Raw genomic sequence first — 25,886 nt, forward strand, 5'->3', positions numbered from 1 at the left:
CATTGAATGAACAACTAGTATCGATGATTACACAGCTCGTTATGGAAAAGATGGGCACTAATGCGTCAGACAAATCTTCTGTTGACACAACTGTGCCAACAGAAGACCAAAAGGAAACACTTATTAAGTTTCACGATACGGTAGCTAATGCTAATTATGCTGATGAAGTAGCAAATCCGAGCACAATAGAACAATCGAATGAACCATTAATTAAGCTTTATCATACTGAATCAAGTAATCATGAACAATCATATTACAGCGCAAGTAATGATGAATCGACTTACACTTCAGTACCTATCAAAGCCTTTAAATTTGAAGAGGATGAAGTGTCTGAAAGTGTACAAGCTGCTAAAAAGCATACACCAGCAAGAATAGGTGTTGGGAGAGCCGGGACAAGACCAAAAACAAAAACTTGGCTAAAGTTCCGACTCGATCATGCAGCGGCAGTAGATGCAGTTTATGGAGAAGTGACTGAAGGGCTACTACAAAAGCTCGATGTCTTTCAAGTAACATCAAGAGTGATAGATAAGGAAGAATACATTACTAGACCGGATTTAGGTCGTCGTTTATCAGATGAAGCAAAGACACTTATTCAATCGAAGTGTAAAAAAAATCCAAAGGTACAAATCATTATTTCTAACGGATTAAGTGCAAGTGCGATTGAAGAAAATGTGCAAGATGTTTTCTTAGCGTTACAGCAAAGCCTTCGTAATTTAAATATTGAAATAGGAACTACTTTCTATATTGATAAAGGGCGTGTTGCTCTTATGGATGAAATTGGCGAACTTTTACAAGCAGAAGTGATCGTTTATTTAATCGGTGAGCGTCCTGGACTTGTATCGGCTGAGTCAATGAGTGCCTATATATGCTATCAACCTAGAATGGGCACAGTAGAAGCTGATCGAATGGTCGTTTCGAACATTCATAAAGGTGGTATCCCGCCATTAGAGGCAGGTGCTTATTTAGGAACAGTCGTTCAAAAAATATTGCATTACAAGGCAAGTGGAGTAGGTCTTGTGGCAAAAGAAGGTTAGGGGGCCAAACAATGAATCCTCAAAAAATTATGGCAGAAATTTTGGCAATGCAAATCATTCCAAGAGTGAATAGTGAATTAGCGGAGCAATTAGATTTAAAGCCATATCACAATAGCATTGGACTCGTAACTCTAACAATAGATGATGTTGGATATGTAGCGTTGGACGAAGCTACGAAAAAAGCAGATGTTGATGTTGTTTATGCAAAAAGCTTCTATGCTGGAGCGGCACATGCATCTGGGCCATTATCTGGTGAGGTCATTGGCATCATTGCGGGTAGCTCGCCTGATGAAATTCGCAGTGGTTTCGATGCGATTCAGCAGAAAATCCACTTTGATACGTATTTTGAAGCCATTCTTCAAAATGAAAACCACGCTCTTTTTGCACATACTGTAGCAAGCTGTGGTACGTATCTGGCTGAGCTAGCAAACGTTAAGGTTGGAACAGCTCTTGCTTATTTAATAGCACCGCCACTTGAAGCTATCGTTGGTTTAGATGCTGCATTAAAGGCGGCAGATGTAGAGCTAAAGGTTTTCTTTGGTCCACCATCTGAAACCAATTTCGGTGGCGGTTTAGTAAGTGGTAGCCAATCTTCCTGCCAAGCTGCTGCCGATGCTTTTAGAGAAGCTATTGAGAATTTAGCAAGAAATCCAGTTGTTTAGAAAGGAGGGGCTTTATGGCCACACTAGATAAAGATTTATTAGCAATTCAAGAAATGAGAGACGCCGTGAGACGTGCCAATATTGCACAGGCTGCTTACATGCAGTATTCACAGCAGCAAGTAGATAATATCGTCAAGGCTGTTGCGGATGCCGCATTTAAAGAGGCAGAACGTTTGGCAAATATGGCCGTTCAGGAAACAGGGATGGGCATACCTAATCATAAAAAAATGAAAAATGAGGTAGCCTCTAGAGATGTCTATGAAGATATTAAAGATTTGAAGACTGTTGGTGTCGTTGGTGTCGATCGAATGAAGAAAGTGACAGAGATTGCTAGTCCGTTTGGAGTAATAGCGGGCATTGTACCAACGACAAATCCAACATCAACAGCAATCTTTAAAACACTTATCTCATTGAAAACTAGAAATGGTCTCGTGTTAAGCCCACACCCATATGCGGTTGATTGTACAAAGGAAGCTTTAGAGATTTGTAGAGTAGCTGCAGAAAAAGCAGGAGCACCAGAAGGATTGCTACACTGTTTAACAATGTCTTCTATGGAAGCTACACAGCAATTAATGAAGCACCCAGATATTCACTTAATTTTGGCTACTGGTGGCGGTGCGCTAGTAAAAGCTGCCTATAGTTCAGGCAAACCTGCTTATGGCGTAGGACCAGGAAATGTTCCAGCTTACATTGAAAAATCGGCGAATATCTCCAAATCTGTTCGTCAGCTTGTACAAAGTAAGTCTTTTGATAACGGCACGATTTGTGCGACAGAGCAATCAATTATCGTAGATAAAGTCATTGCAGAGCAAGTTTTAACAGAGTTAAAGAAAAACAATGCGTATATTTTGAGTGATGAAGAGAAGGTGAAGATGGAGAAGTTGATCTCTCCTGTTCCTGGGAAAGTAAATCCTCAAATTGTAGGTAAATCAGCAGCTTGCTTAGCAGATTCTATCGGTATTACCGTGCCAGAAGACACAAAAGTACTTGTCGGTATGGAAACAATGATTGGCAAGAACATTCCTTTTTCACTTGAAAAACTATCACCGATATTTGCGCTATATACAGTCGAGGACAGTACAGAGGCAAAACAGGTGATGATTGATTTACTAAACATTGGTGGACGCGGACATACATGCTCGATTCATACAGAGAATACAGCTTTAGCTGAGCAGTTTTCAGTCGATTTACCAGTGTCCCGAATTGTTGTCAATACATTATCATCTATTGGCGCTGTTGGCGGAACTACTGGATTGGCACCATCCTTTACATTAGGGTGTGGTACGTTTGGAGGCAATATTACGTCCGATAACATTACAGCGAGACATTTATTGAATATTAAACGTATGGCATATGGCATTAAAGATGTAGAAGTGCCAAAACCAGAATTCTTAGTACAACCAGTAGTAGAGAATATCAAGGCACAAGATCCATCTTTGGATACAGCAGTAGTTCAACAAATTGTTGATCAAGTATTAAAACAAATAACATTACAAAATAAATAATTTGGAGGAATGACAAATGAGTACAGCATTAGGAATGGTAGAAACAAAAGGATTAGTAGGAGCAATTGAAGCAGCGGATGCAATGGTGAAAGCTGCTAGCGTTAATTTAGTAGGTAAAGTACATGTTGGTGGCGGTATTGTCACTGTATTAGTTCGTGGTGATGTAGGCGCAGTAAAAGCAGCTACTGATGCAGGAGCAGCAGCGGCCCAACGCGTTGGAGAGCTTCTATCTGTTCATGTAATCCCACGCCCACACCATGAATTAGAATTAATTTTACCAAAAGCAGAAGCTTAATTTTACTTCAGTCCGGACAAAGGCGACGGGAAGAAGAGTCGAAGCGACGGAATGAAGGTTCGAGGCGACGGAAGTAAAAGCCGGAGCGACGGAAAGAAGAGCCGGAGTGACGGAAAGAATCATCGAAGCGACGGAAAGAAGTCAAGGTGACGGAAGGAAGAGCCGAAGCGACGGAAAGAATCCCCGAACCGACGGAAAGAACATCATAAACGGAAGGGCAGGATGTTACACATTGCGCTTCATCCTGCTTCATTTCCTATAAAAATATAGCTAGAAAGATATAGAGGTGGCTAACTTGAATACAGCGACAAAAACATTTCCTGTGGCCATTTCAGCTCGTCATATACATGTAAGTGAAGAGGATTTACAGGCACTTTTTGGCCCGAATGCGACGCTAACGAAGGATTTTGATCTTTCGCAACCAGGACAGTTTGCAGCTAAAGAGCGTGTCTCTATTGAGGGACCAAAAGGTGTTCTTCACAATGTACGTGTACTAGGTCCAGTAAGAGCGGCAACACAGGTGGAAATTAGTCGAACAGATGCAATGAAATTAGGATTAACCCCTCCTTTGAGACAATCGGGTGATATCGAAAGTTCAGCTGGCATCAAATTAATCAATCAAGAACAAGAACAAGAAATAATCATTAAGCAGGGGGTCATTATTGCGCAGGCACATATTCATATGACAGAGGAAGATGCATTAGCATTGGACGTACAAAATAATGAATTAGTATCTGTTGAAGTTGATAGTGAGAGACCTGTGACATTTCGTGGGGTTGTAGTTCGTGTATCAAACGATTTTAGTCTAGAGATGCATATTGATACAGATGAAGCGAATGCGGGCTTTATTGAACAGCAAACACAAGGAAGAATAATCAGATCATCATAAGGAGGAGGTTAGATGCAGGAAAATTTAATCCAAAAAATTGTTGAAGAAGTATTGCAACAAGTTTTAAAAAATCAGCCTTCCTCTCAACATGACGGTAAAATCCCTGTAGGTGTATCAGCACGACATGTTCATCTGGCTCAAGCGGAAGTGGAGCAGCTTTTTGGTGAGAATTATCAATTAACACCGAAGTTTGAGCTTTCACAGCCAGGACAGTTTGCTGCTGAGGAAACAGTTGTTATTGCTGGTCCAAAGGGTTCCATTGAGCGGGTACGTATTTTAGGTCCAGCCCGTTCATTATCTCAAGTGGAAATTAGCTGGACAGACGCGATGAAATTAGGAGCTAAGCCCCCTTTAAGGGTATCAGGCGATATAAAAGGCTCTAGCCCCGTTACACTTATTGGTCCAAAGGGTAGTGTCGTGCTACATGAGGGACTCATTATTGCACAAGCACATATTCATATGTCACCAGCTGACAGTGCTCGGTTCCAAGTAGTGGACGGACAATCGGTACAAATTAAAGTAGAAGGTATAAGACCGATTATTTTATCAAATGTAATGATTCGCGTTTCAGAGCGTTATCGATTGGAGATGCACATCGATACAGATGAGGCAAATGCCGGGTTAATCCAACAAGGTGCATTTGCGGAAATTGTCAATGCTCAAGCTAAGGAACAAATAAATGTCAAAGAACTTCCGCCAGTCGTAAGTCAGGCTGAAAAACCAGAAAGCTATCAATTTGATAAGAAGTTACTTTCGCAAGTAGAAGTACTTGAAATAGAGGCGCAGGAAATTGTTGTTCCTAAAAAGACAATTGTCACAGCATTGGCTTATGACAAAATACGAGAGTTGAATAAGACGTTAACAATTCGCTCTGAGTAATTATAGTCCATGCGGGATAAAGAGGTGAAGTTCATGCAGATGGGAAGAGTGATAGGTAGTGTATGGGCAACACGTAAAGAAGAAGGGTTGAATGGCTTAAAATTATTAATTATTCAACCAATCGATTCCAATCAACAGCCGATTCGTACAGAAATTGTAGCAGCTGACCGTATCGGGGCAGGAATCGGAGATGATGTGCTCATTACAAGTGGTGGATCATCCCGATATATTATGAAAGAAAATCCGTTGCCTATCGATGCGGTCGTTATAGGTATTATTGATTCTACTGAAGTTATGCGAGGTGAGAATAATGAGTAGCGCAATTGGAATGATTGAGACAAAGGGATTAGTTGGTTCATATGAGGCGGCCGATGCAATGATAAAGTCTTCAGATGTAACCATAGTGAAACAGGAATTTGTTGATGGTGGCATCGTTACTGTAGTTGTCAAAGGTGATGTTGGTTCAGTTCAAGCAGCTGTAGAGGCTGGTAAAGAGGCGGCTATGCGCGTTGGAGAACTATTAGGTGCTCACGTAATTCCGAGACCAGATGAAGATGTTTTTCAAATGATTAAAGGACCAGAAGTACCAAAGAAAAAGCCAGCATCAGCTTCAACATCAACGCGTGCTAAAAAAACGACAGAAACAGCAGCTACAGAAAATCGAGGTGAGGCATAATGACATTTCGAAAAAGTAAAATCGCTGTAATTGGAGCTGGTCATACAGGTGCAACTTTAAGCTTGTTTTTGGCACAAAAAGAGCTAGGCGATGTTGTGCTGTTAGATATTCCAGAAGCAGAAAATCCAACAAAGGGAAAGGCGCTGGATTTATTACAAACAGGACCAATCGAAAAGTTTAATGTTTCTATTAAAGGAACGAGCAATTATGAGGATATAGCTGGAGCAAGTATTGTCATTATTACAGCTGGTATTCCCCGTAAACCAGGCATGAGCCGAGATGACTTAGTGACGACAAATGCAAAAATTATTCAACAAGTTTCTAGACAAATAAAACACTATGCTCCGAACAGCATAGTCCTTATATTAAGCAATCCAGTTGATGCCATGACCTATGTTTGCTATAAGGAAACAGGATTTCCTAAAAATCGTGTCATTGGTCAATCAGGTGTGTTAGATACCGCACGTTTCAATACATTTGTAGCACAAGAGCTGCAAATTGCACCGGAGGATGTGTCAGGATTCGTCTTAGGTGGACATGGTGACGAAATGGTCCCTTTAATTCGATATTCCTATGCTGGAGGTATCCCATTAGAAAAACTGATTCCTCAAGACAGACTACAGCAAATCGTAGAACGTACACGTAAAGGTGGCGGAGAAATTGTTGGTTTGTTAGGCAATGGTAGTGCTTATTATGCGCCAGCTGCTGCATGTGCACAGATGGTCGAAATCATCATGAAAGATCAACGTAAAATAATTCCTTCTATCGCCCTTTTAGAAGGAGAGTACGGTTACCACGAATTATTTTTAGGGGTGCCGACAATATTAGGTGGCAATGGCATTGAATCGGTCATTGAATTGCACCTTACAAATGAAGAACAAACGGCGCTCCATCAATCGGCAGAAGCTGTCAAACAAGTATTAACAATTTGTCAAAACATAGGGTAATCAGACTCTATACAACAATAAGATATGTAGGATCCCCAACTATATATTTGTTGTTATAACATTTAGCTCTTGAAAATGTTTGATTGGAAACCGAACATTGCACTTGAAAGCTAGTTAAAATTCCCCCGAATTTATATAGAATAAGAAGCTCTCTTTGATCGTGAAAACGATGAGGAGAGCTTCTTTAGTTTACTCATATTAAATATTTCTTGGGCATACGGACAAGAAACTACGAGTTGAGCCCATAGAAACAGAAGAGAGGGATAGAGCATCATAAAGGGAGGCGTTGTCGCTGGAACGTTTGAAGAAGAAGCGTCACAAAGCTACACTCCAACTTTTGTATCTATTTAGAAACATTATTATCCTTCCTTTTTTGTAAATATGGGAATAATGATAGTAATCCTAGAATAGCTAAACAAACGCCAATCCACAGTGGTGATATATAGCCATATCCTTTACTAATACCTAGGCCGCCTAATGATGAACCAATAACAATACCAAGCGTAATAAAAGAACTATGAATGGTATTTATCATAGTGCCATTATTAGCTGTTTTCATCACTCTCGCCACCATAGCTGGATTCATTGCTACACCAGTGAAGCCAATAAAAATAGTAGTAATAACTGCAATATATTTATTTTCAGCGCCTAAAGCAAATAAAGACAATGCTACGATTAAAATAATCAATCCACTCAAAAGTGTTTCCATTGTATATTTATCAGCAAACTTGCCAATCACTATATTCCCAATGACTGTTGCACTACCATAGAGAGCAAGTAAATAGGGAATACTTGCGCTTGAAAAGCCTGTGATATTTGTAAAGATAGGCGTGAAATAACTAAATGCTGCAAACGTACCACCTATAATAAACATACTTGTTATGTACGCTGCCCAAAGATGAATATTTTTAAAGCGCATGAGCTCGTCTTTCCAGTTTAATAGTTCTTTGTTTGGCGATGATGGTAGTAACAATTGAATCATAATCCCGGAAACTAGTACGAGAATAGAAACAAACCAAAAACTCGTACGCCAGCCAAAATTTTGCGAGATAACTGTTGTTATAGGTAAGCCTAGGACTGTTGCGATCATTAAACCTGCAAGAACAATAGATGCAACTTTTCCCCTTGAATTAGGAGGAACCAATGTTGCAGAAAAGGATATGGCAACACCAAATGCTGAAGATGAAGCAATACCGGTAATAATGCGTGAAACCATCATAATATCATAGTTCCAAGCAATGCCTCCAAGTGTTTGACCAATTAAAAATACAAACATTAAAAATAATAATGCTTGTTTACTACGTATTCTTAAGAGAATTGCCGTTAAAATGGGACCTCCTATCACCATTGCTCCAGCATAAGCTGTAATTAAATACCCGATTGAAGATACAGAAACCTGAAATGCATGAGCAAGCTCGTTCATCATACCTGCAACCATAAATTCAGATGTAGTCATACAAAAAATCGCTAAAGCTAGTAAATAAATAATCGATGGCATAAAAACACTCCTTATTTTATTATTGTAACGTTCGGTACAAAAATTATGCTAAAAAAGAGCGCACTAAGCGCCAAAAATAGATGCCAATGTTCCGTTCATAATTTGCTCAGACAACATCCGATTTTGCATCGAAACATTCAGAACACGAAACCCGTAATAACTGCTTAAAAATAGACTAGTTAATTCCTCAGCTGTTTGCTTTTTTGAAATTTCGCCAGTTTGCAATCCTTCCTCCATTACTTTTTCAATAGCTTGTTTAAGAAGCTCGACATGTCGTGAGAAAATTTCTTGAACTGCTGAATCGTTTTGAGCTCGTTCCACGCCGGCATTGATTAATAAACATCCTTTTTGATCACTGTTCTCAAAGTCTTCTTTCAATGCCCATTGAAAAAAATTACTTAATCGTTCTTTAACTGGGATTGGAGCATCTAGCAATTTCATTTGTTCCCTAATCCCAGTTTCATGATAGCGTTCTAATACTTGTTGATACAGTTCGTGTTTACTACCAAAAGTATTGTATAAGCTCCCTTTCCCAAGTCCAGTATCATTGCATAAATCCTGTGTAGAACAACCCTCATACCCTCTTACCCAAAAAGTTTTCATGGCGACATCTACAATTGAGGAATAATCAAACTCTCGGGGTCTGCCTCGTTTATTCAAATTTATCCACCTCTCATTTATATGAATAGAATATCCTTTTTGTACTAATCGGTCAATAAAAATTTTCAGTCAAGGAAAGTAAAAGATAAAGGGAATAAAGCATAAGTCTTGATTGACTTTGCCCTAAGGGGAAGGTGTATAACAGAATAGAGGAAAGAAATAGTAAATGTTTAGTTGAGTTGGGAGGTGCTATTTTGCTATCAATAGGAGAATTCTCAAAAATATGTGGTGTCTCCACAAAAACACTTCGATATTACGATGAGATTGGATTAATTAACCCAGATGAGATTAATGCTGAAAGCGGTTATAGGTATTATTCCATCGAACAACTAAAAAGGATGCTCTATATCAATCGATTAAAGTCCTATCATTTTTCTCTTGAAGAAATTAAAACTATGCTGGAATTAGAAGAGGACCAATCCGAAGAAATGCTTTGTTCAGCGCTTAACCATAAGAGAAATGAAATTCAAGAAAAACTAAAGGCTTTTGAATATCTTGTAAAACAACTAAGTCATGATATTTTAAACTTAGAAAAAGGGGTACCAATCATGTCGTACCTTGACGATATCGAAGTACAACTAGTTGAAACAAATCCCGTGAATATCCTTTATAAGCGACTAATAATGAGTAGTGATGACTATGCATCGGGATATGGACATTATTTTAGCCTGCTATATGAAAAGATTGCGAAGGAGAAGCTCACTTTACTTGATAAGCCAATGACGATTTACCATAGCCCAGAATTTAATCCTGCTGGCAATGATACTGAGTTCGCCATTCCAATAGTTGAGTCTATTAAAGGAACGAGAGATTTGCCTGGTAGCCTATGTGCTAAATCCGTTTTAAAGGGGGCTTATCCAGAATTAACAGCTGTCTATGCTAATTTGATGAAGTGGATTGAAAACGAGGGTTATGAACTGATATCGCCACCATATGAAATATATGTAACAGATCCACATCAAGCAAACGCCCCTGAGGATTATGTTACTGAGGTATATTTTCCTGTAAAGAAAAAATGACTAAACTACAATTTGGAGGTTCCTATGCAAACAACAATAAATTGGCACACGGTAAAGCCAGAAAGCATATATATGAACAATGAAAAGCTTTCCAAGTTAGAGCAGACGATAAAAAGTGATTATAACAATATAAATGGCATTGTTATAATTAGAAATGGTCATTTAGCCTATGAAAAATATTTTAATGGCAAAGGTCCTGATGATTGTCACCATGTGGCATCTGTAACCAAAAGTGTACTATCTGCACTTATAGGCATCGCTATCGATAAAGGATATATTAAAAGCGTTGAAGAAAAAGTGCTAGATTTTTTCCCTAAATATATTTCTGATGCTGATAAGCAGAAACAACAGATTACTATACGACATCTTCTCACGATGACAGTACCATATCCATATGAGGATTGGCAGGAGCCGCTAGATGTTCTATGTCAACAGCAGGATTGGATAAAATATACACTTGATATAATGGGAAAAAGTGGGGATTTAGGCGCTTTTAAATATTCGACAGCTGGAGCACATTTATTGTCAGCTATTCTTACTCAAAGTACAGGCAAGAGTGCACGAGCGTTCGCCAATGAACATTTGTTTGCACCGCTTGGCATGAAAGAAATTCCCGACTATCAAATGAACGTCTATGGGTTTGATGATTTATTCGGGAAAAACGTCAAGGGGTGGGTTCATGATCCAAACGGTCATTCGACAGGCGGATGGGGACTAACATTAACTACCCGTGATATGGCACGATTTGGCTACCTCTATATAAACAATGGCGTGTGGAATAATAATAGAGTCCTCTCAGAGGCATGGATTCGTGAATCAACGGAGATGAACCAAAACAATTACGGGTATTTATGGTGGCTACGACAAGAAGATGAACTTTCTACATATTCAGCACTAGGGGATGGAGGCAATATGATTTGTTGTATACCGAAAATGAATATGGTTGTGGCAATTAGTTCAGAATTCATTATGAATCCACGAGATAGATGGCCATTAATGAAAGAGTATATAATCCCAGCAGTAATATAAATTTTATGTTTTACAGAAAAGAAGATATATGATTTATCCAAATAACAACTTCTTATATCCAATCATACAATTAAGTTTATCCTCTCTGAGTAGAATGAAAAGGTGCTAAAGTCATTTACATTCCTATCTGGAGAGGTTTTTTTATTGAATTACCAATTTAGTCGTTTCTTAGGTACTTCTTTGACACTAAGAATTTATATAAAAGAGAGGGAAAGAAAAATGAGTAGCTACTTGGTTGTCCTTTTAGTCATTATTCTTATTATGTTAAGGGAGAAAAAAGTTAGACCAACTCGATTGTGGATAATACCGATTTTGTTAATTTGGATAACAAGTACTTCTATTTTAAGTTCAGATAATTTAACGCCGAAAAACTTTATCTTGTATTTCATTTGTTTAACAATTGGCATAGGGATCGGGATTTGGAGGGGAAAATTAGAAAAAGTTCGTGTTAATCATGAAAGAGGAATCGTAACTACACAAAGTACTTTAGCTGGAGTTATTTTATTTCTTGGCATTCTTCTTTTGCGTGTGCTTGCAGAAAATTGGGGGAAAGAGCATGCTGTCATAGCGTTAACGAATGCTCTTATGTTTATACCGCTAGGGAGTGTATGTGCTCGTCGATATATTATTTATAAAAGTTATAAACAACTTACGGGATGAAAAATTATGAACCATAATATTTAATTGAGAAGGGTTATTTTAATCCTTTGATAGTATTCTATCGAATCGAGAACACATTCTGCTTATTACGGATAGCTTTTATATAAAAGGAACAAAAAATATGTAAGAACAAAGCTTTCAGATGAAAAAATGGGTGCTATTTATCGATAATGAAAAATTGATGAAGAGCCAATTTGGGGATTCTAGAAGGCTAATTTGCGTTTTACTCGATTTTATGTCCGTGAAAAATCGAAGGTAGAAAACAAAATGGGGTTTGCGTTAATGGTAGTAAATTTTCGGAAATACAAGGTCATTAACAGAGAAATAGAATAGAGAAAATGAAATAGCTCAAAGAATCCAAGAAAAAAGAGAACTCGAATGAAATCGATTTCTCTTTTTTCTGGATGTCAGCTAGTTTTGTCCCAGCCTCTTTCCATAAGTATTTTACTAATTACTTTGCCCAGCAGATACATACCCGCTTAAATATGCAGCACCACCGCTCGTATATTCTGCAGCAGCATAATAATTCCCATTTTGATTATTATTAGTAGTATAAAATTCATCTCCAGGACTCATTGCAGAAGATGCAATAACAGAATCAAATCCCCATGAATCTTTTTTAGACATAGCTTTAAAACTTGCAGAACCGCTATAATTTTGAGCTGCTGTCGCTAGTTTCCCATTAACTGAAACTGTTGAACCAACAGGATTAATATTTTTTGAAGAGATTTGGGCTATAGAACTACCAGCTGCTTGTGCAATATTTGTTCCTATGAAACCAATAATAGCTAAGGAACATACAACTTTTCCTACTTTTTTTAACATAATAACTCACCTCCTGAATAATAATTTAACATACAGATTATTATTTTGCAAATATTTTCCTCTTTATCTATTATATTGTTAATTTGACAATATGTGATATATAAATTATATTTTAAAAATATATATATATAGTGAAGGTGGATAAATTATGAAGGTTTTATATTCTTTAAAATTTCAGTTAAGACAATTATGCCTAAGTTATTTCATTCCAATTGCTTATATTGGACTTATCATTTATGCGTTTCTAGGTTTCTATATATATTCCTTAGAAGGAAGTCCTGGCAATGCCTTAACATCATCAAGTACTGTAGTCCAAATAGGAGCGATTGCCTATCTCCTATTTGGAGTTTATAACGTACGATTAAGCGATAAATACGATCTTAAACAATTATTTAGTTCAATTAAAAATGGATATATTATCCATCGATTAGGGTCGCTAATTGTAGGGATTACCTCCATTTTTATTTTTGTGATTTTTACATTTAGCTTTTATTTATTCGTAATGTGGAAATATATATCTAGTAATCCATCATTCATCTTAGATGCATTTCTATATATTTCCTTATACTATGGACTAGCCTTTTTAGTTTGTTATTTAAGCGGTTTTATGTTATCAACCTGGATAAGAGGAAAATTTGTATTTCCTCTCATATTACTTATTTATGTAACGATAACACCACTTAATTTTATGTTCTTAAAAAAAAGCAACAATTCGTTTTTTTCATGGGATAAGTTTCTGAATGTTGGAGAGCCAAATCCAACAATGGCCTTTCATCCACTATATGGACTATCCATTTCACATGACCACCTGGCAAAACAATTACTATTTATATGCATTCCTATACTATTTTTGTTTTTATATAACGTAATGCATGGTTTCCTACAGAAAAATAAATATGTCATCGTAACTTTTTGTTTATTATTGATATTCACTATATCCTGCCTTTTTTCTAATTTAAATGGAGGGCAAATTCTCTTAGATAATGATACGGAGTTACATAACTATTATAAAAATTACGATATTACGCACAGTTGGGAACAGCAGCCCTATAAAATCAATGAAATGAATATATCGCTAAATACTAAAAAGAATTTATCTGCTGAAGTTTGGTTTTCATTTATTTATGAAGGACAACAAGCTACTAATGAACTCATTTTCAGTCTATTTCATGAATTAAAAGTAAAAGAAGTACTAATAGATAAAAAGCAGGTGAATTTCAATCAAAACGGAGATCAATTAAAAATTATATTAAATGGATCTATTGAACGAAATGATATGCTAAATATTTCATTAAAATATGAGGGTTTAAAAACTAATTTTTATTTTGCTAATCAACAGGCTGTGTATTTGCCGAGTTACTTTAATTGGTTACCTAGTATCTATGATAAACCTTCTTTTATAGTCTTAAACGAATCTAATTTATTACAACGTGTCAATCATCAGCTTACTCAAAATGTAGCATATAACATAGCCTTTAAGCATCGAGAGAAAGAAGTATATAGTAATTTACCAAAAACAGAAAAAGACGAATGGACTGGTGAAAGCTTCAGTGGTGTTACTTTAGCATCTGGACTTTTAGACGTTTATACAAAAAATGACACTCAATGGGTAATTCCTTTCACATGGAAAGGTATAGTGGATGATTTTCCTACTATAGAAGCTGATGTACAAAAATTAACAAGCATTATCAACAATTCCCGATTATTACCGACAGAGGTTTCTGTTCCTAGTAAAATATTCTTTCTACCTAATCTAAATACAGTTGATAGAAATGAATTTCAAGGCACTTGGTATAGTCAAGATCATTTAATTTTAGGCACGCACGTAACAGTAGAGCATCCAGAAGAATATTTTACAACTTTTAAAAACAATTTTTTCGTTAATATAATCAATAGCTTTTTCATTAATAACGCTTCTCTTGGGGAAATTACAGATTATCAGTTTGCAATTTTATATCGAGCATTTATAACAGATATCCTACTGGAACAAATTAATATCCCTTCAGCTGAATTTCAGCAATTGTTGGAATCTGGTCAATTAAAATCTGATAATCATACATTAGATGAACTGATAAGCCAATTAAATAGCTTTAAAAAAAGTCCAGTATCAAAGGATTTAAACAGTTCATTTTATAAAGAGTGGGCTAAACTGCTTTACACGAATAACCCATGGGAAAGCTTAAAAAATTTATTAGAAAAGGTAGAGGGTTCAAATTGAAGATAATTCATGTAAATAATATACAGAAACGTTTTAACAAAGAGTTGGTCTTGAACGACATAAACATCGATATAAAAGGCTCATTCGGTCTTCTTGGACCAAATGGTGCAGGCAAAACGACATTGATTCGAATACTTTGCTCGATTATACAACCAAACAGTGGAGAAATTTACGCTGATAATCAGTTGAATTGGAAAGATAGTAATGCTGTCAAGTCTAATGTTGGATATCTTCCACAAACATTTAGTTTTTTTAAGAATGCCTCTGTTTATCGTGTTTTAGAATATATTGCGAAATTAAAGGGGATTTGTAAGAGTGAGCTCACGAATGAAATTACAAAGGTTTTAGAAGAAACCAATTTAATTCCTCAAAAAGATAAAAAAGTAAAGCAACTATCTGGAGGTATGTTAAGAAGACTGGGGATTGCTCAAGCTTTATTGGGTAATCCTAAATTACTAATTGTTGATGAGCCTACTGTAGGACTAGATATTGAAGAACGTGTCCGATTTAGACAGCTTTTAAGAAAACTAGGTAAAGACCGAATTGTTCTTATTTCTTCTCATATAGTAGAAGATATTGAAACTACATGTGATCACATATGTATCTTAAAAGAGGGAAAGGTTGTTGTGACAGGCGAATTAAATGAATTGTTAGCTTCTATTGATGGAAAAATTAAAGAGACCTTTTTATCTACTGAACAGTTGAATACTCTTTCAAATGAAATTATTTCAATTAAAGAACTTGGAAGCGAGTATAAAGTACGGTACTTACTCTCAAGCAATTCTAATTTATTTCAGGGGACACCTGTGAGTCCGACTTTAGAAGACTTTTATGTATATAACATGAACCATGGTGATATACAATGAGGGATTTGAACAAACTGAACATTCGCTTCGAAATACACAATATGGGCCTTTCCTTTTTTATTCCTATATTTGTTACTCTGATTACTTCTATCTATGTTTGCACCACTATTCATGATGAGGGATGGGAATATAACGCTGCTTTAGCATTAGAATTTTTAGTCTGCCCGTTTGCAGCGTGGTGGGTTAGTTATTTATATTATGATACATTTGAAGATAACAATGAAGAGCTTTTAATTTCACTTCCTATTTCAACCAAATACTTTGGTATTTTCCGTTCAGCTGTATTTTTTTTGTTTTTTTTACTATTGCTTGCTGTCCAACTTTTTGTACTAGATATTATCTCTGAAATACCATTAAATATCCTTTTTCTATTGTTCAGGTTTGCTTCACAGGGATTTGTCTACGCGGGTCTCGCGTTTGTTTTAATGATGTTATTTAAAAATATTATGGTTCCTATACTAACCATCGTAGTTTTCCTATCCCTTACTTTCTTTACGGGTGGGATGCCTTTTGTTTTAACTTTTAGTCCACTTACTCAAATAAATGAAGAGGTGTTTACAATATTATGTACTAATTTAATAGTAGGTTTTATTTTTTTTGTCTTAGGACATGTACTATTGAAGTATAGAATGCGAAATATAAATTCATAGAATTCCTATCTATAAAAATACTATAAAGTCCATAATATACAAAATTTTCGAAAATATGATAAACTAGTAGCGTGAAAAGGAGGATGTTAGCATGACTGTTCAACAATTTACTGATTATGTAAAAAAAATGCAGCACTACGGAGAAGCATTAAGTGTGATTTATTGGGACATGCGCACAGGTGCACCTAAAAAGGGGTTAGCTCAGCGTTCAGAGGTAGTTGGAACATTATCTGCCTCCTTATTTGACATGCAAACTAGTGAAGAGTTAGGGCAATTACTAACAGATCTAGAGGGGCAAAAGGCAGATCTCGATTATGTTACGCTGCGTGTAGTAGAGGAAGTACGTAAAGAGTATGATCAAAATAAAAAAATTCCGGCTGATGAATATAAGAAATTCGTCATTCTACAATCTAAAGCGGAAACAGCATGGGAAGAAGCAAAGGAAGCTAATAATTTTGCTTTATTCCTACCTTATTTAGAGGAAATTATAAGCTGGCAGAAGAAATTCATTCAATATTGGGGTATTAAAAACGGTTCTCCGTACAATACATTACTAGATTTATATGAACCTGATATGACGACTGATGTTTTAGATCAAGTTTTTGGTGAATTACGTGAAACAATCGTTTCTCTTGTGCAAAAAACTGGAGCATCACCAAATAAACCAGATACAAGCATATTATTTAAGCATTTCCCACGTGAATCTCAGCGTGCATTATCATTAGAAATATTAGCACAACTTGGCTATGATTTTGATGCAGGTCGCTTAGACGAGAGTGTCCATCCATTTATGATTGGCTTAAATCATGGAGATAATCGTATTACAACGAAATATGATGAAAATGATTTCCGCTCAGCAATTTTTGGAACAATCCATGAGTGTGGGCATGCCATGTATGAACAAAATATCGATGCGAAGCTTGATGGTTTACCGTTAGCAACGGGTACGTCGATGGGAATACATGAATCTCAATCTTTATTTTATGAAAATTTTGTTGGTAGAAACGAAAAGTTCTGGGAGCATAACTACGAACGACTGCAAAAATATTCACCTGCCCAATTTGGTGATGTAGCATTAGCTGATTTCCTGCAAGCGATTAATATGGTGGAACCTTCGTTTATTCGCATTGAAGCAGATGAGTTAACATATCCACTACATATTATGATACGCTATGAAATTGAACGTGACCTATTCAATGGCGATCTTCAAGCGAAGGATCTTCCACAAGTATGGAATGATAAATACGAGGAATATTTAGGCATTCGTCCTGAGACAGATGCAAAAGGGGTACTACAAGATATGCACTGGTCAGGGGGCATGTTTGGTTATTTCCCATCTTATGCTTTAGGAATGATTTACGCTGCACAATGGAAGCATGCAATGGATAAAGATATTCCAAACTTTGATGAGCTGTTAGAAAAGGGTGAGCTCTTGCCAATTCGAGAGTGGTTAACAGACAAAGTCCATCAATACGGTGCACTGAAGAAGCCGTTCGAATTGCTCCATGAGGCGACAGGAGAAGGCTTAAACGCTAAATATTTAGCAAATTATTTACAAGAAAAATATACGAAGCTGTATCAGCTCTAAAGCCCAAAGCGATTTCTCGTAACAGAGAAATCGCTTTTCTAAAAGCAAAATGGTCAAGAAAATTACTATGAATGTTGTATCGCTTTCAATGAATGTGATTTTTGTTCCAGGCTACTCGCTTTCCCTCAGGCAAAATCCTGTTCCTTCAGTAGCGTTGCATAAATGTCGATATCATAAGTTGTAGTAGTTATCTGTGAATTATCACGTCTGGGCAATGGCTTTAACCGAAGGATCACCACGTAGGCAGTTTGTGTCCATTTAGTATTTCCATCCATATCAAGTTCGTCGTTCCGGTAATCGAATAAGCAAACGAGGGTGCATTTAATGATATTCCAGTCCTTAATTATAGGATGAATAGGGGTAATTCAATTTAATTTATAGTATAATGATTATTTCAATAATGCGATGGAAAAGAGGGAACGGATGCCTACTATACTGGTTGCTGACGACGACGCGAACATTCGCGAACTCGTCTGTTTATTTCTACGCAACGACGGATTCGCAACAGTCGAAGCCGCGGACGGCAAGGAAGCACTGGCCATCTACACATCAACGCATGTCGATCTTGTCGTGCTCGACATTATGATGCCGATTATGGATGGTTGGACGTTATGCAAGGAGCTCCGAAGGGCCAATCCTGATCTTCCGTTACTTATGCTGACTGCAAGGGGCGAAACATGGGAAAAAGTGAAAGGATTTGAACTTGGAGCGGATGATTATTTGACTAAACCATTCGATCCGTTGGAGTTGTCGGTTCGTGTTAAGGCACTATTGAAACGATTCCGAATTGGCTCCACGCAGAAAATCCAGTTCGGCAACGTCATCCTTGATCGACAGACCTATAAGGTGATGAGGGGGACGGAGTCGCTCACGTTACCGCTCAAGGAGTTCGAATTACTTTATAAGCTCGCCGGAACACCCGGGCAAGTCTATACGCGAGTGCAGTTGATCGATCAAATTTGGGGAATTGATTACGCTGGAGATGATCGAACGATAGACGTACATATTAAACGTTTGCGCGAACGATTCGCGACTACAGCCGATTTTCGTATCGAAACGGTACGTGGGCTTGGTTACCGCCTTGAGGTGCACGAATGATCAAATCTTTATATACACGCGTAGTCCTGATATTTCTAGTCTCCGTAATCGGGGGCACGATCATTGCTTTTTTTGTAGCAACTTGGGTATTTGAAGATAAATTAAACGAGAACCTGCAAATCCCCTTACTTAACTTTGGTCAGGACATCGCCCGGATTTATGAGACATTACCGTTAAGTGAAGCGAACACATTCGTAAGTGGAATGAATCAGCTCAAATCCTATCATATTCGAATTTATGAAGAAACGGGTCAGTTCCAGTCTTATGGAGCGCTTAACGGAGACAAACCTGCCACAGTGACGATGGAACAGGTGACAAAAGTACTGGGTGGGGAAATTGTTCAAGTCAATCCGAGTGGTGTTTCTACTGTTCTCTTAGGGATGCCGTTGACAACTGAAATGGGAACGAAAGCGATGTTTGTAGAACCGATCGCCCTCCCTTCCACCTCTTTTGTAATAAAGTGGATTTTGAACTTTTCAACCTATTCGTTGATAGCAGGAAGCCTATTGATTCTGGTTGCTGCCATGTTCCTAGTCAAACCAATCCAAAAGCTGACAAAAGCGACTAGACATATAGCAGGTGGAGATTTTAACGTTAAGCTGAATATTAAGCAAAAGGGTGAGCTAGGTACTTTAGCTCGCAGCTTCGAAGAAATGATGCACGATCTGCAGCAACTTGAGCAGATGCGTAGGGATTTCGTATCGAATGTGTCGCATGAAGTTCAGTCGCCGCTTACCTCGATATCCGGTTATGCTTTAGCGCTCAAGCAAGTAAACCTCGCAGATAACGAGCGGAGCCGTTATCTCGATATTATCATCGCTGAAGCAGATCGGATGTCCAAGATGAGCGATAGCCTGCTAAAGCTGAGTTTGCTTGAATCGCAGTCACAGCAACTGCGGCTGGTCACGTTCAGCCTTGATGAACAGATCAGACGAGTCATCGTCGCTATCCAGCCGCAATGGTCGGCTCGCAACATCCGTTTCGAGCTCAATTTGAACGCTGTTTACCTAATGGCTGATCATGATCAATTAAACCAGGTATGGACGAACATAATCGGCAATAGTATCAAATTTTCCAAAGATGGCGGAGTTATTAACATTAGCATCAAACAAGATATCAAAAATGTGACAGTCCGAGTATCCGACACTGGCATTGGTATTTCCTTAGAGGATCAGAAGCGTATATTCGAGCGGTTTTTTAAGGCTGATCGTTCCCATAGTCGTAAGTATGATGGCAGTGGTATGGGACTCGCCATCGTTAAACAGATCGTATCGCTTCATCAAGGCGACATTCGAGTGGAAAGCGAGCCTGGCCGAGGAACGACTGTCATTGTCACTTTGCCAATCACAACACCAACAGAGTAATTAGATTCATGTTGTACATTCGAATTATTTAACCGTCCTCGTATTTCCCATGTTACGGCGTCATATGCAAACTTTCTTGCATGTGACGCCGTAACTTTTTTTGTTTGTTCATATTCCGTTCATATTGTTGTCATAGGGAGTACATCTTCGTCCTATAAGCTATCCTTAATGGCCCATATAAGATGTCTAGTAAATAGCTAAGAAAAGGAGAAGATGAGAGTGAAACTAAAAGAAGAGGTAATGAAAATGAGGATGGGTAAACTACTTATCTTTATACTTAAAGCAATAGGAGTTATAGCTATTGCAATAGTACTTTTTCTAGTCATTGTTTTTATTGTTAATATTGTCTGTAACAAATCGGAGCAAAGAAAAATAGAATCTTATGGTCAGTCTGTAACAGTAGACGAAAAAAATATGAATGTGTTAATTCAAGGAGAAGGCGAAGAAACCATCGTGCTCCTACCTGGCTATGGAACATCTGCACCAGCACTTGATTTTAAGCTGCTCATCGATGAATTATCTCCATTTTACAAAGTTGTCGCGATGGAGCCTTTCGGATATGGATTAAGTGATGAAACCGATAAAGAACGAAGCACTGAGAATATTGTCAGTGAAATGCATGAAGCTTTACAGCAGCTTAATATTGACCATTTTACGCTAATGGGCCACTCCATTGCAGGTATTTACGGCCTTGATTATGTCAACAAATATCCAAACGAAGTGAGTGCATTTGTAGGCATTGATACTAGTGTTTCTACACAAGGCGGTATGGATGTCAAATTTCCATTAAAAACATTCGCGTTTCTCGAAAAATCAGGTCTTTTGAGATTAATCAAGAAAGTAGGTACAGACCCCTATGCTGAACTAATATTTGATGATCAAGCCAAAGAGCAAATGAAAATGATTTCAAATAAAAACTCGAATAATGCCACTACCTTGAATGAGATGGAACATATTTCTTCTAATTTTAAAAAGGCTCAAAATTTAACATTCCCTAAAGATCTTCCGCTTCTTTTATTTGTACAAGCAAATAATACGGACAGAGAAAATTGGGTATCACTGCATGAAGAGCAAGCTAAAGAGTCAATGCATGGAAAAGTAATAACATTGGATGGATCACATTATTTACACCATAGCAAATTCAAAGAAATCGCTGAAAACTTTAGAGAATTTATGAAAGAAGTAAATTGAGTGTGTACTGAGAAAGGTCCATCCACGATATTATCCCGCATTAACGGTCAGTAAGACGCCCACCTCAAGTGGAAAGATGAGAACGAGTTAACTAGGTGGGCGATCAACAAACGTAAAAGCCCGATTGATTCAACTAACAATCAATGGAGGATGAATAAAACCCCTACTGATTGGAGTTTCACTTTTTATTTATAAAAGCGAACCCATTCGAGATTCAAATTGCATACCGTAGCATTTTTTCTTGTTCATACTCCGTTCATATTGTTGTCATAGGGGGTACATCTTCGTTGTATAAGCTGTTCTTAACGGTTTGTGAAGGTAGTCGGAATACACTGATGTGGATAGAAGATACAAATAGAGAATGAAAGGGAGGGAAGGCACGAGTACAGGTAGAAAACGAGCTTCAATTGCCGCTTTACATCACTCGTGCAAAAATAATGAAAAAAGCGTTTAACATTATAGTTAAATTATTAGGAGTTTTAGCTTTAGCAATAGTACTTTTTCTAGCTATTGTTTTTATAGTGAATAAGGTTAGCAACAAATCGGAGCAAAGAAAAATAGAATCTTATGGTCAGTCTGTAACAGTAGACGAAAAAAATATGAATGTGTTAATTCAAGGAGAAGGCGAAGAAACCATCGTGCTCCTACCTGGCTATGGAACAGCGGCTCCAGCACTTGATTTTGAGCCGTTAGTGAAAGAGTTGTCTCCTTATTACAAGGTCGTAGTAATCGAGCCTTTTGGTTATGGACTAAGTGATGTAACGGAAAAGGAACGAACCCTGGAGAATATGGTAAATGAAATTCATGAAGCATTGCAGAGTCTAAACATTGACCGATATACTCTAATGGGCCACTCCATTTCAGGTATTTACGGACTGGATTATGTGAACAAATATGAAAACGAGGTAAGTGCATTTGTCGGGATCGATAGCAGTGTTCCAACGCAGGGTGGTACGGATGATCTATTTCCATCAGGAACATATAAATTGCTCAAAAAATCAGGTTTCTTCCGAGTGTTAATGAAACTGAGCCCTGACCAATTGGTTGCACCAACTGTAGATGATGAAACAAGAGAACAAATCAGAATCCTTACGCTCAAAAACATGTTTAATCCGAACATCCTAAGTGAAGGCGAACATTTTAGCCCTAATTTTAAAGCTGCTGAAAACTTGACCTTCCCCAAGAATCTTCCTGTTATTTTCTTTTTACAAGCAAATGATACCGAAACGGAAGGATGGATACCACTGCATGAAGAGCAAGTCAAAGATTCTGTACATGGAAAAGTGATAACATTTGAAGGAGGACATTATTTACACCATACCAGATCAAAGGAAATCGTTGAAAACTTCAGAGAATTTATGAAAGAAGTAAAGTGAATGTACTGAGTAAGGTTCCTCCACGATTTTATCCGGCATTTACGGTCAGTAAGACGCCCACCTCAAGTGGAAAAATGAGAGCGAGTCAACTAGGTCTAAGAAACACGACGCCTCCAGGAAACCGCCCAGTCGGAACGGAAATCAACCACTCGTTTTTGCTGAAGAGCCAACTCTATGTAATATGATACCTTAATTTCATTGGCATAGATTTTCAGCAAAGTGAAAAGCGATTTCTCAACTAGAGAAATCGCTTTTTTGCAAAAGATTGTTACCAAAGCTTAAAGCCTTTAGAGCCAGGAGGAGAATTAGAAATAATATCGATAATTGGAATAGTATAAGCAAATAAAATTAATGCTACTAAAATAACAAGCCATACTTTAAAGTTCTCTAAGATAGCTGGAGTAGTACCACCGTTTTCATGTACTTCACCCACTGGGAATTCCTCTTCGCCTTTTGGTGCAAACCATGCTAATTTCACCACAATATAAAGTATGATTAAGATAGCGATGAACAGGATTGTGCCACCAACAGCTTGAGCGATTTGATAAGGAATCCAATCATAGGCTTGTTGAGCACCGCCATACTCAGAATAATCGGATCGACGAGGTGCACCGATCAGACCAGCGATATGCATAGCAGTAGACATAATTATCATACCAGTAGCCCATAAAATAGCTGCAAAATTACCAAGATTGTTTAAAGGTTTAGTCAGTGTGCGACCTGTTAAATGTGGAATTAACCAAAATGCCGCACTGAAATAAGTTAATACGACTGTTGTTGCAATTGTTAAATGGAAATGTCCTGTAACCCAAATGGTATTATGGATTAATTGGTTCATTTGGTAAGAAGCATTGATGATACCGCCTGCGCCACCAGGAATAAATGCTACCATACCGATAAATGGCACGAAGAAACGAGCATCTTTCCATGGTAATTTTTTAAACCAGCCGTAAAGACCTTTCCCACCTAATTCACGACCACGTAATTCAAACATTGCAAACATCGAAAAGGCAGTCATTAAGGATGGTACGATTACGGCAAATGTTAAAACAACTTGTATGAATTTCCATGTACTATCAATACCTGGCTCTGTTAATTGGTGATGGATCCCAACTGGTACAGAGAAAATTAAGAACAGCATAAATGATAGTCTTGCTAAAGAATCAGAGAAAATTTTTCCACCAATAACCTTCGGAATAATGACATACCAAATCATATAAGCTGGTAATAACCAGAAATACACAAGAGCATGACCAAAATACCAGAATAATGTACGGGATAGTGCTATATCAATACGTTCGATAAAGCCTAAAGACCATGGAAGTAGCTGGAATAGAACAGAAGCAGCTACACCTAGAGTTGCTACGAACCACATTAAATTATTGACAACAACCATAAATGACAATAATGGGCTTCGTTGTCCGCTACCTTTGTTTTCTTTACGCCACTGTGCATATCGTAAAATTTGACCTGCGCCGCCAACCCAAGAACCAACAACGACTAATGTAAGGCCTAAATAGAATATCCAGTGAGCTTTCAATGGAGCATAGAACGTATATAAAACAGATGCTTCGTTCAGTAGAACCATTACTGCAGCTGCTGCTGTACCGATAGTCATTAACCAGAAGCCAATCCAGCCCAGACGACGTTGACCTTCTGAAAAAGTCCCTGACGTACGGCTAACACTGGCAATTTGGAAACCAAAAATAAAGAATGTTGTTAAAATAAGACCGAGTAAAACACCATGTACAGTTAAAACTTGATAGTAACCAATGCCTGCTGGTAATGTAAATTGACCAGAACGAACGAAAACTTGTAATAAACCTGCAAGACCCCCTAATAACAATGCGATGAATGCCACGTAAATATGGGCCATTGCTAGCTTCGCATCACGACGATCCACTTTTGCCAAATTATTATTTAGACTCATTTGGATCCACCACCTTTAGCATAGAGTGCATCATCGTATGTCCTGTACCACAGTATTCATTACATACGATTAAAAACTCTCCTACTTTATTTACTTCTGTCACATATTCAGAAATGTAACCAGGTTCAAGCATCATATTAATATTTGTACCTGCAACTTCAAAACCATGCATTACATCCGCACTTGTTGCGATAAATTTCACCTTAGCTCCAAGTGGAACTTCAATTTCTGGAGGATTGTAATTAAATGCTGATGCTAATACAACCACTTCATAATCCCAATCCTTACCTTCTACTTTATGAACACCAGGATTATCGAAGGGTGCAAATTCATTTACTTTCTCATAATCTAGTGTTTTTTTACCATTGTTCGGATGGGAACCTTGATGGAATGCACCGATGCCTAGAATGATAAGGAATACTACTAAAGTAGCAACTCCGAACACAAGCCAATACTTCTCATACTTATGTAAGTGCATATGTCTCTGTCCTTTCTTAGTAGAATCAATTATGCCTCGGCATAATTGCGTCTGGAATCGGCTTTGTGCTTGCACAAAGAACTCCTTTCCGATTCCGTGACATCCGCCGGAGGCTTTAACTTCTTTCAGCGGGCGTTTGGATACTCGCTGAAAAGTAGCTTAAATCCGCATTCATCCACCACTTATAGAGGTGGAGACTCTTGTAACTGACGTTTCACTTTCGTTACAAAGAACATTTGTAACTGACGTTTCACTTTTGCTACAAAAAACAATTGCTGAAAGAAGTTAAAAACGATTGATGAACAAATCGAAGCAGTACACCCAAAGCAAGATAATGATGATTCCTACTCCAAATACCGCATAGAGTGAACCTTTTAAATTTTCATCTGACTTTTTTTTATTTGCCATTTTTGCTCCTCCTACGCTTTTATTGTGTCTTTCTTATTGTCATGATATATAAATAAATTTCTTTTTGATGTGAAAAAAATCACACATCTTAGCGAAAAATGTGAAAAAAATGTGAAGAATTGAGGAGGAAATAAAAAATAG

At 37.6% G+C, this 25,886-nt stretch carries 26 protein-coding genes and 1 pseudogene; 21 read left to right on the top strand and 6 right to left on the bottom strand.

All coding sequences use genetic code 11. The features are described 5' to 3' along the window. The first annotated feature begins 2 nt into the window (after positions 1-2). From eutC to mdh, 9 genes are all read left to right on the top strand, one after another. Positions 3-1,034 (top strand): ethanolamine ammonia-lyase subunit EutC, encoded by a 1,032-nt coding sequence (gene eutC, locus ACQKOF_RS12810; protein WP_427557457.1) that lies wholly within the window; start codon positions 3-5, stop codon positions 1,032-1,034. Between the two features lie 11 nt (positions 1,035-1,045). Beyond that, positions 1,046-1,696 carry an ethanolamine utilization microcompartment protein EutL gene (eutL, locus tag ACQKOF_RS12815; RefSeq protein WP_427557459.1) on the top strand — a complete coding sequence of 217 codons (651 nt, stop codon included), beginning with the start codon at positions 1,046-1,048 and terminating at the stop codon, positions 1,694-1,696. 14 nt (positions 1,697-1,710) lie between these two features. Continuing rightward, on the top strand, positions 1,711-3,201 hold the full coding sequence (locus ACQKOF_RS12820; RefSeq protein WP_427557462.1) for an aldehyde dehydrogenase family protein: 1,491 nt from the start codon (positions 1,711-1,713) through the stop codon (positions 3,199-3,201). A 16-nt stretch (positions 3,202-3,217) separates the two neighbouring features. Next, positions 3,218-3,496 carry a BMC domain-containing protein gene (locus ACQKOF_RS12825; protein ID WP_053482447.1) on the top strand — a complete coding sequence of 93 codons (279 nt, stop codon included), beginning with the start codon at positions 3,218-3,220 and terminating at the stop codon, positions 3,494-3,496. Between the two features lie 295 nt (positions 3,497-3,791). Then, positions 3,792-4,385: a phosphate propanoyltransferase gene (gene pduL, locus ACQKOF_RS12830; protein WP_427557464.1), complete on the top strand. Its 594-nt coding sequence runs from the start codon at positions 3,792-3,794 to the stop codon at positions 4,383-4,385. A 12-nt stretch (positions 4,386-4,397) separates the two neighbouring features. After that, the gene (locus tag ACQKOF_RS12835) at positions 4,398-5,264 is read left to right on the top strand and encodes a phosphate propanoyltransferase (protein ID WP_427557467.1); all 867 of its coding nucleotides are present in this window, start codon (positions 4,398-4,400) and stop codon (positions 5,262-5,264) included. A gap of 33 nt (positions 5,265-5,297) precedes the next feature. Further along, positions 5,298-5,582 carry a EutN/CcmL family microcompartment protein gene (locus ACQKOF_RS12840; protein ID WP_427557469.1) on the top strand — a complete coding sequence of 95 codons (285 nt, stop codon included), beginning with the start codon at positions 5,298-5,300 and terminating at the stop codon, positions 5,580-5,582. Further along, positions 5,575-5,940, top strand: a complete 366-nt coding sequence (locus tag ACQKOF_RS12845; protein ID WP_427557470.1) for a BMC domain-containing protein — start codon at positions 5,575-5,577, stop codon at positions 5,938-5,940. The genes ACQKOF_RS12840 and ACQKOF_RS12845 overlap by 8 nt, the downstream gene beginning before the upstream one ends. Beyond that, a complete protein-coding gene (gene mdh / locus ACQKOF_RS12850) occupies positions 5,940-6,887 on the top strand; it encodes a malate dehydrogenase (RefSeq protein WP_370043493.1) in 948 nt (315 codons plus the stop codon). The genes ACQKOF_RS12845 and mdh overlap by 1 nt, the downstream gene beginning before the upstream one ends. A 343-nt stretch (positions 6,888-7,230) precedes the next feature. Here mdh and ACQKOF_RS12855 read toward each other — a convergent pair whose 3' ends face one another. Together ACQKOF_RS12855 and ACQKOF_RS12860 are read right to left on the bottom strand one after the other, a co-directional pair. Continuing rightward, complete coding sequence (locus tag ACQKOF_RS12855; RefSeq protein ID WP_427557472.1) at positions 7,231-8,385, bottom strand: MFS transporter; 1,155 nt, start codon at positions 8,383-8,385, stop codon at positions 7,231-7,233. 63 nt (positions 8,386-8,448) lie between these two features. Then, positions 8,449-9,045: a TetR/AcrR family transcriptional regulator gene (locus ACQKOF_RS12860; protein ID WP_427557474.1), complete on the bottom strand. Its 597-nt coding sequence runs from the start codon at positions 9,043-9,045 to the stop codon at positions 8,449-8,451. A 194-nt stretch (positions 9,046-9,239) separates the two neighbouring features. On the opposite strand from ACQKOF_RS12860, the gene ACQKOF_RS12865 reads away from it, so the two are divergent. The 4 genes and pseudogenes from ACQKOF_RS12865 to ACQKOF_RS12880 form a co-directional block, all read left to right on the top strand. After that, on the top strand, positions 9,240-10,064 hold the full coding sequence (locus ACQKOF_RS12865; protein ID WP_427557477.1) for a MerR family transcriptional regulator: 825 nt from the start codon (positions 9,240-9,242) through the stop codon (positions 10,062-10,064). 24 nt (positions 10,065-10,088) lie between these two features. Further along, entirely contained in the window at positions 10,089-11,093 is a 1,005-nt protein-coding gene (locus tag ACQKOF_RS12870) for a serine hydrolase domain-containing protein (protein WP_427557480.1), read from the top strand. Between the two features lie 219 nt (positions 11,094-11,312). Further along, complete coding sequence (locus ACQKOF_RS12875; RefSeq protein ID WP_427557483.1) at positions 11,313-11,753, top strand: DUF1453 domain-containing protein; 441 nt, start codon at positions 11,313-11,315, stop codon at positions 11,751-11,753. A gap of 114 nt (positions 11,754-11,867) precedes the next feature. Then, positions 11,868-12,086: pseudogene (locus ACQKOF_RS12880) on the top strand (transposase); the annotation flags it as partial. 114 nt (positions 12,087-12,200) lie between these two features. Here the strand turns inward: ACQKOF_RS12880 and ACQKOF_RS12885 are convergent. Continuing rightward, positions 12,201-12,578: a hypothetical protein gene (locus ACQKOF_RS12885; RefSeq protein WP_427557486.1), complete on the bottom strand. Its 378-nt coding sequence runs from the start codon at positions 12,576-12,578 to the stop codon at positions 12,201-12,203. 148 nt (positions 12,579-12,726) lie between these two features. Here ACQKOF_RS12885 and ACQKOF_RS12890 point away from each other — a divergent pair, with 148 nt between their 5' ends. The 8 genes from ACQKOF_RS12890 (at position 12,727) to ACQKOF_RS12925 (ending at position 22,929) form a co-directional block, all read left to right on the top strand. Beyond that, positions 12,727-14,796, top strand: a complete 2,070-nt coding sequence (locus tag ACQKOF_RS12890) for a hypothetical protein (protein ID WP_427557489.1) — start codon at positions 12,727-12,729, stop codon at positions 14,794-14,796. Then, the gene (locus ACQKOF_RS12895) at positions 14,793-15,662 is read left to right on the top strand and encodes an ATP-binding cassette domain-containing protein (RefSeq protein ID WP_427557492.1); all 870 of its coding nucleotides are present in this window, start codon (positions 14,793-14,795) and stop codon (positions 15,660-15,662) included. Before ACQKOF_RS12890 ends, ACQKOF_RS12895 begins: the two co-directional genes overlap by 4 nt. Then, a complete protein-coding gene (locus tag ACQKOF_RS12900) occupies positions 15,659-16,312 on the top strand; it encodes a hypothetical protein (protein ID WP_427557495.1) in 654 nt (217 codons plus the stop codon). Before ACQKOF_RS12895 ends, ACQKOF_RS12900 begins: the two co-directional genes overlap by 4 nt. A gap of 91 nt (positions 16,313-16,403) precedes the next feature. Then, positions 16,404-17,900 carry a carboxypeptidase M32 gene (locus ACQKOF_RS12905; RefSeq protein ID WP_427557497.1) on the top strand — a complete coding sequence of 499 codons (1,497 nt, stop codon included), beginning with the start codon at positions 16,404-16,406 and terminating at the stop codon, positions 17,898-17,900. Between the two features lie 423 nt (positions 17,901-18,323). Then, complete coding sequence (locus tag ACQKOF_RS12910; protein ID WP_427557500.1) at positions 18,324-18,998, top strand: response regulator transcription factor; 675 nt, start codon at positions 18,324-18,326, stop codon at positions 18,996-18,998. Further along, positions 18,995-20,362 carry a sensor histidine kinase gene (locus ACQKOF_RS12915; protein ID WP_427557503.1) on the top strand — a complete coding sequence of 456 codons (1,368 nt, stop codon included), beginning with the start codon at positions 18,995-18,997 and terminating at the stop codon, positions 20,360-20,362. The genes ACQKOF_RS12910 and ACQKOF_RS12915 overlap by 4 nt, the downstream gene beginning before the upstream one ends. A 240-nt stretch (positions 20,363-20,602) precedes the next feature. Further along, positions 20,603-21,553, top strand: a complete 951-nt coding sequence (locus ACQKOF_RS12920) for an alpha/beta fold hydrolase (RefSeq protein ID WP_427557537.1) — start codon at positions 20,603-20,605, stop codon at positions 21,551-21,553. A 437-nt stretch (positions 21,554-21,990) separates the two neighbouring features. Continuing rightward, on the top strand, positions 21,991-22,929 hold the full coding sequence (locus ACQKOF_RS12925) for an alpha/beta fold hydrolase (RefSeq protein ID WP_427557506.1): 939 nt from the start codon (positions 21,991-21,993) through the stop codon (positions 22,927-22,929). Between the two features lie 268 nt (positions 22,930-23,197). On the opposite strand, the gene ACQKOF_RS12930 is transcribed toward ACQKOF_RS12925, so the two are convergent. The 3 genes from ACQKOF_RS12930 to ACQKOF_RS12940 all read right to left on the bottom strand — a co-directional run bounded on the left by ACQKOF_RS12930 (position 23,198) and on the right by ACQKOF_RS12940 (position 25,745). Then, positions 23,198-24,859: a b(o/a)3-type cytochrome-c oxidase subunit 1 gene (locus ACQKOF_RS12930; protein ID WP_427557509.1), complete on the bottom strand. Its 1,662-nt coding sequence runs from the start codon at positions 24,857-24,859 to the stop codon at positions 23,198-23,200. Then, the gene (locus ACQKOF_RS12935) at positions 24,846-25,337 is read right to left on the bottom strand and encodes a cytochrome B5 (RefSeq protein ID WP_427557539.1); all 492 of its coding nucleotides are present in this window, start codon (positions 25,335-25,337) and stop codon (positions 24,846-24,848) included. Before ACQKOF_RS12935 ends, ACQKOF_RS12930 begins: the two co-directional genes overlap by 14 nt. A 285-nt stretch (positions 25,338-25,622) precedes the next feature. After that, positions 25,623-25,745 (bottom strand): hypothetical protein, encoded by a 123-nt coding sequence (locus ACQKOF_RS12940; RefSeq protein ID WP_255505077.1) that lies wholly within the window; start codon positions 25,743-25,745, stop codon positions 25,623-25,625. Between the last annotated feature and the right edge of the window lie 141 nt (positions 25,746-25,886).

The sequence above is a fragment of the Lysinibacillus sp. NPDC093190 genome, from assembly GCF_050280425.1.
In the GTDB taxonomy this organism is placed as follows: Bacteria; Bacillota; Bacilli; order Bacillales_A; family Planococcaceae; genus Lysinibacillus.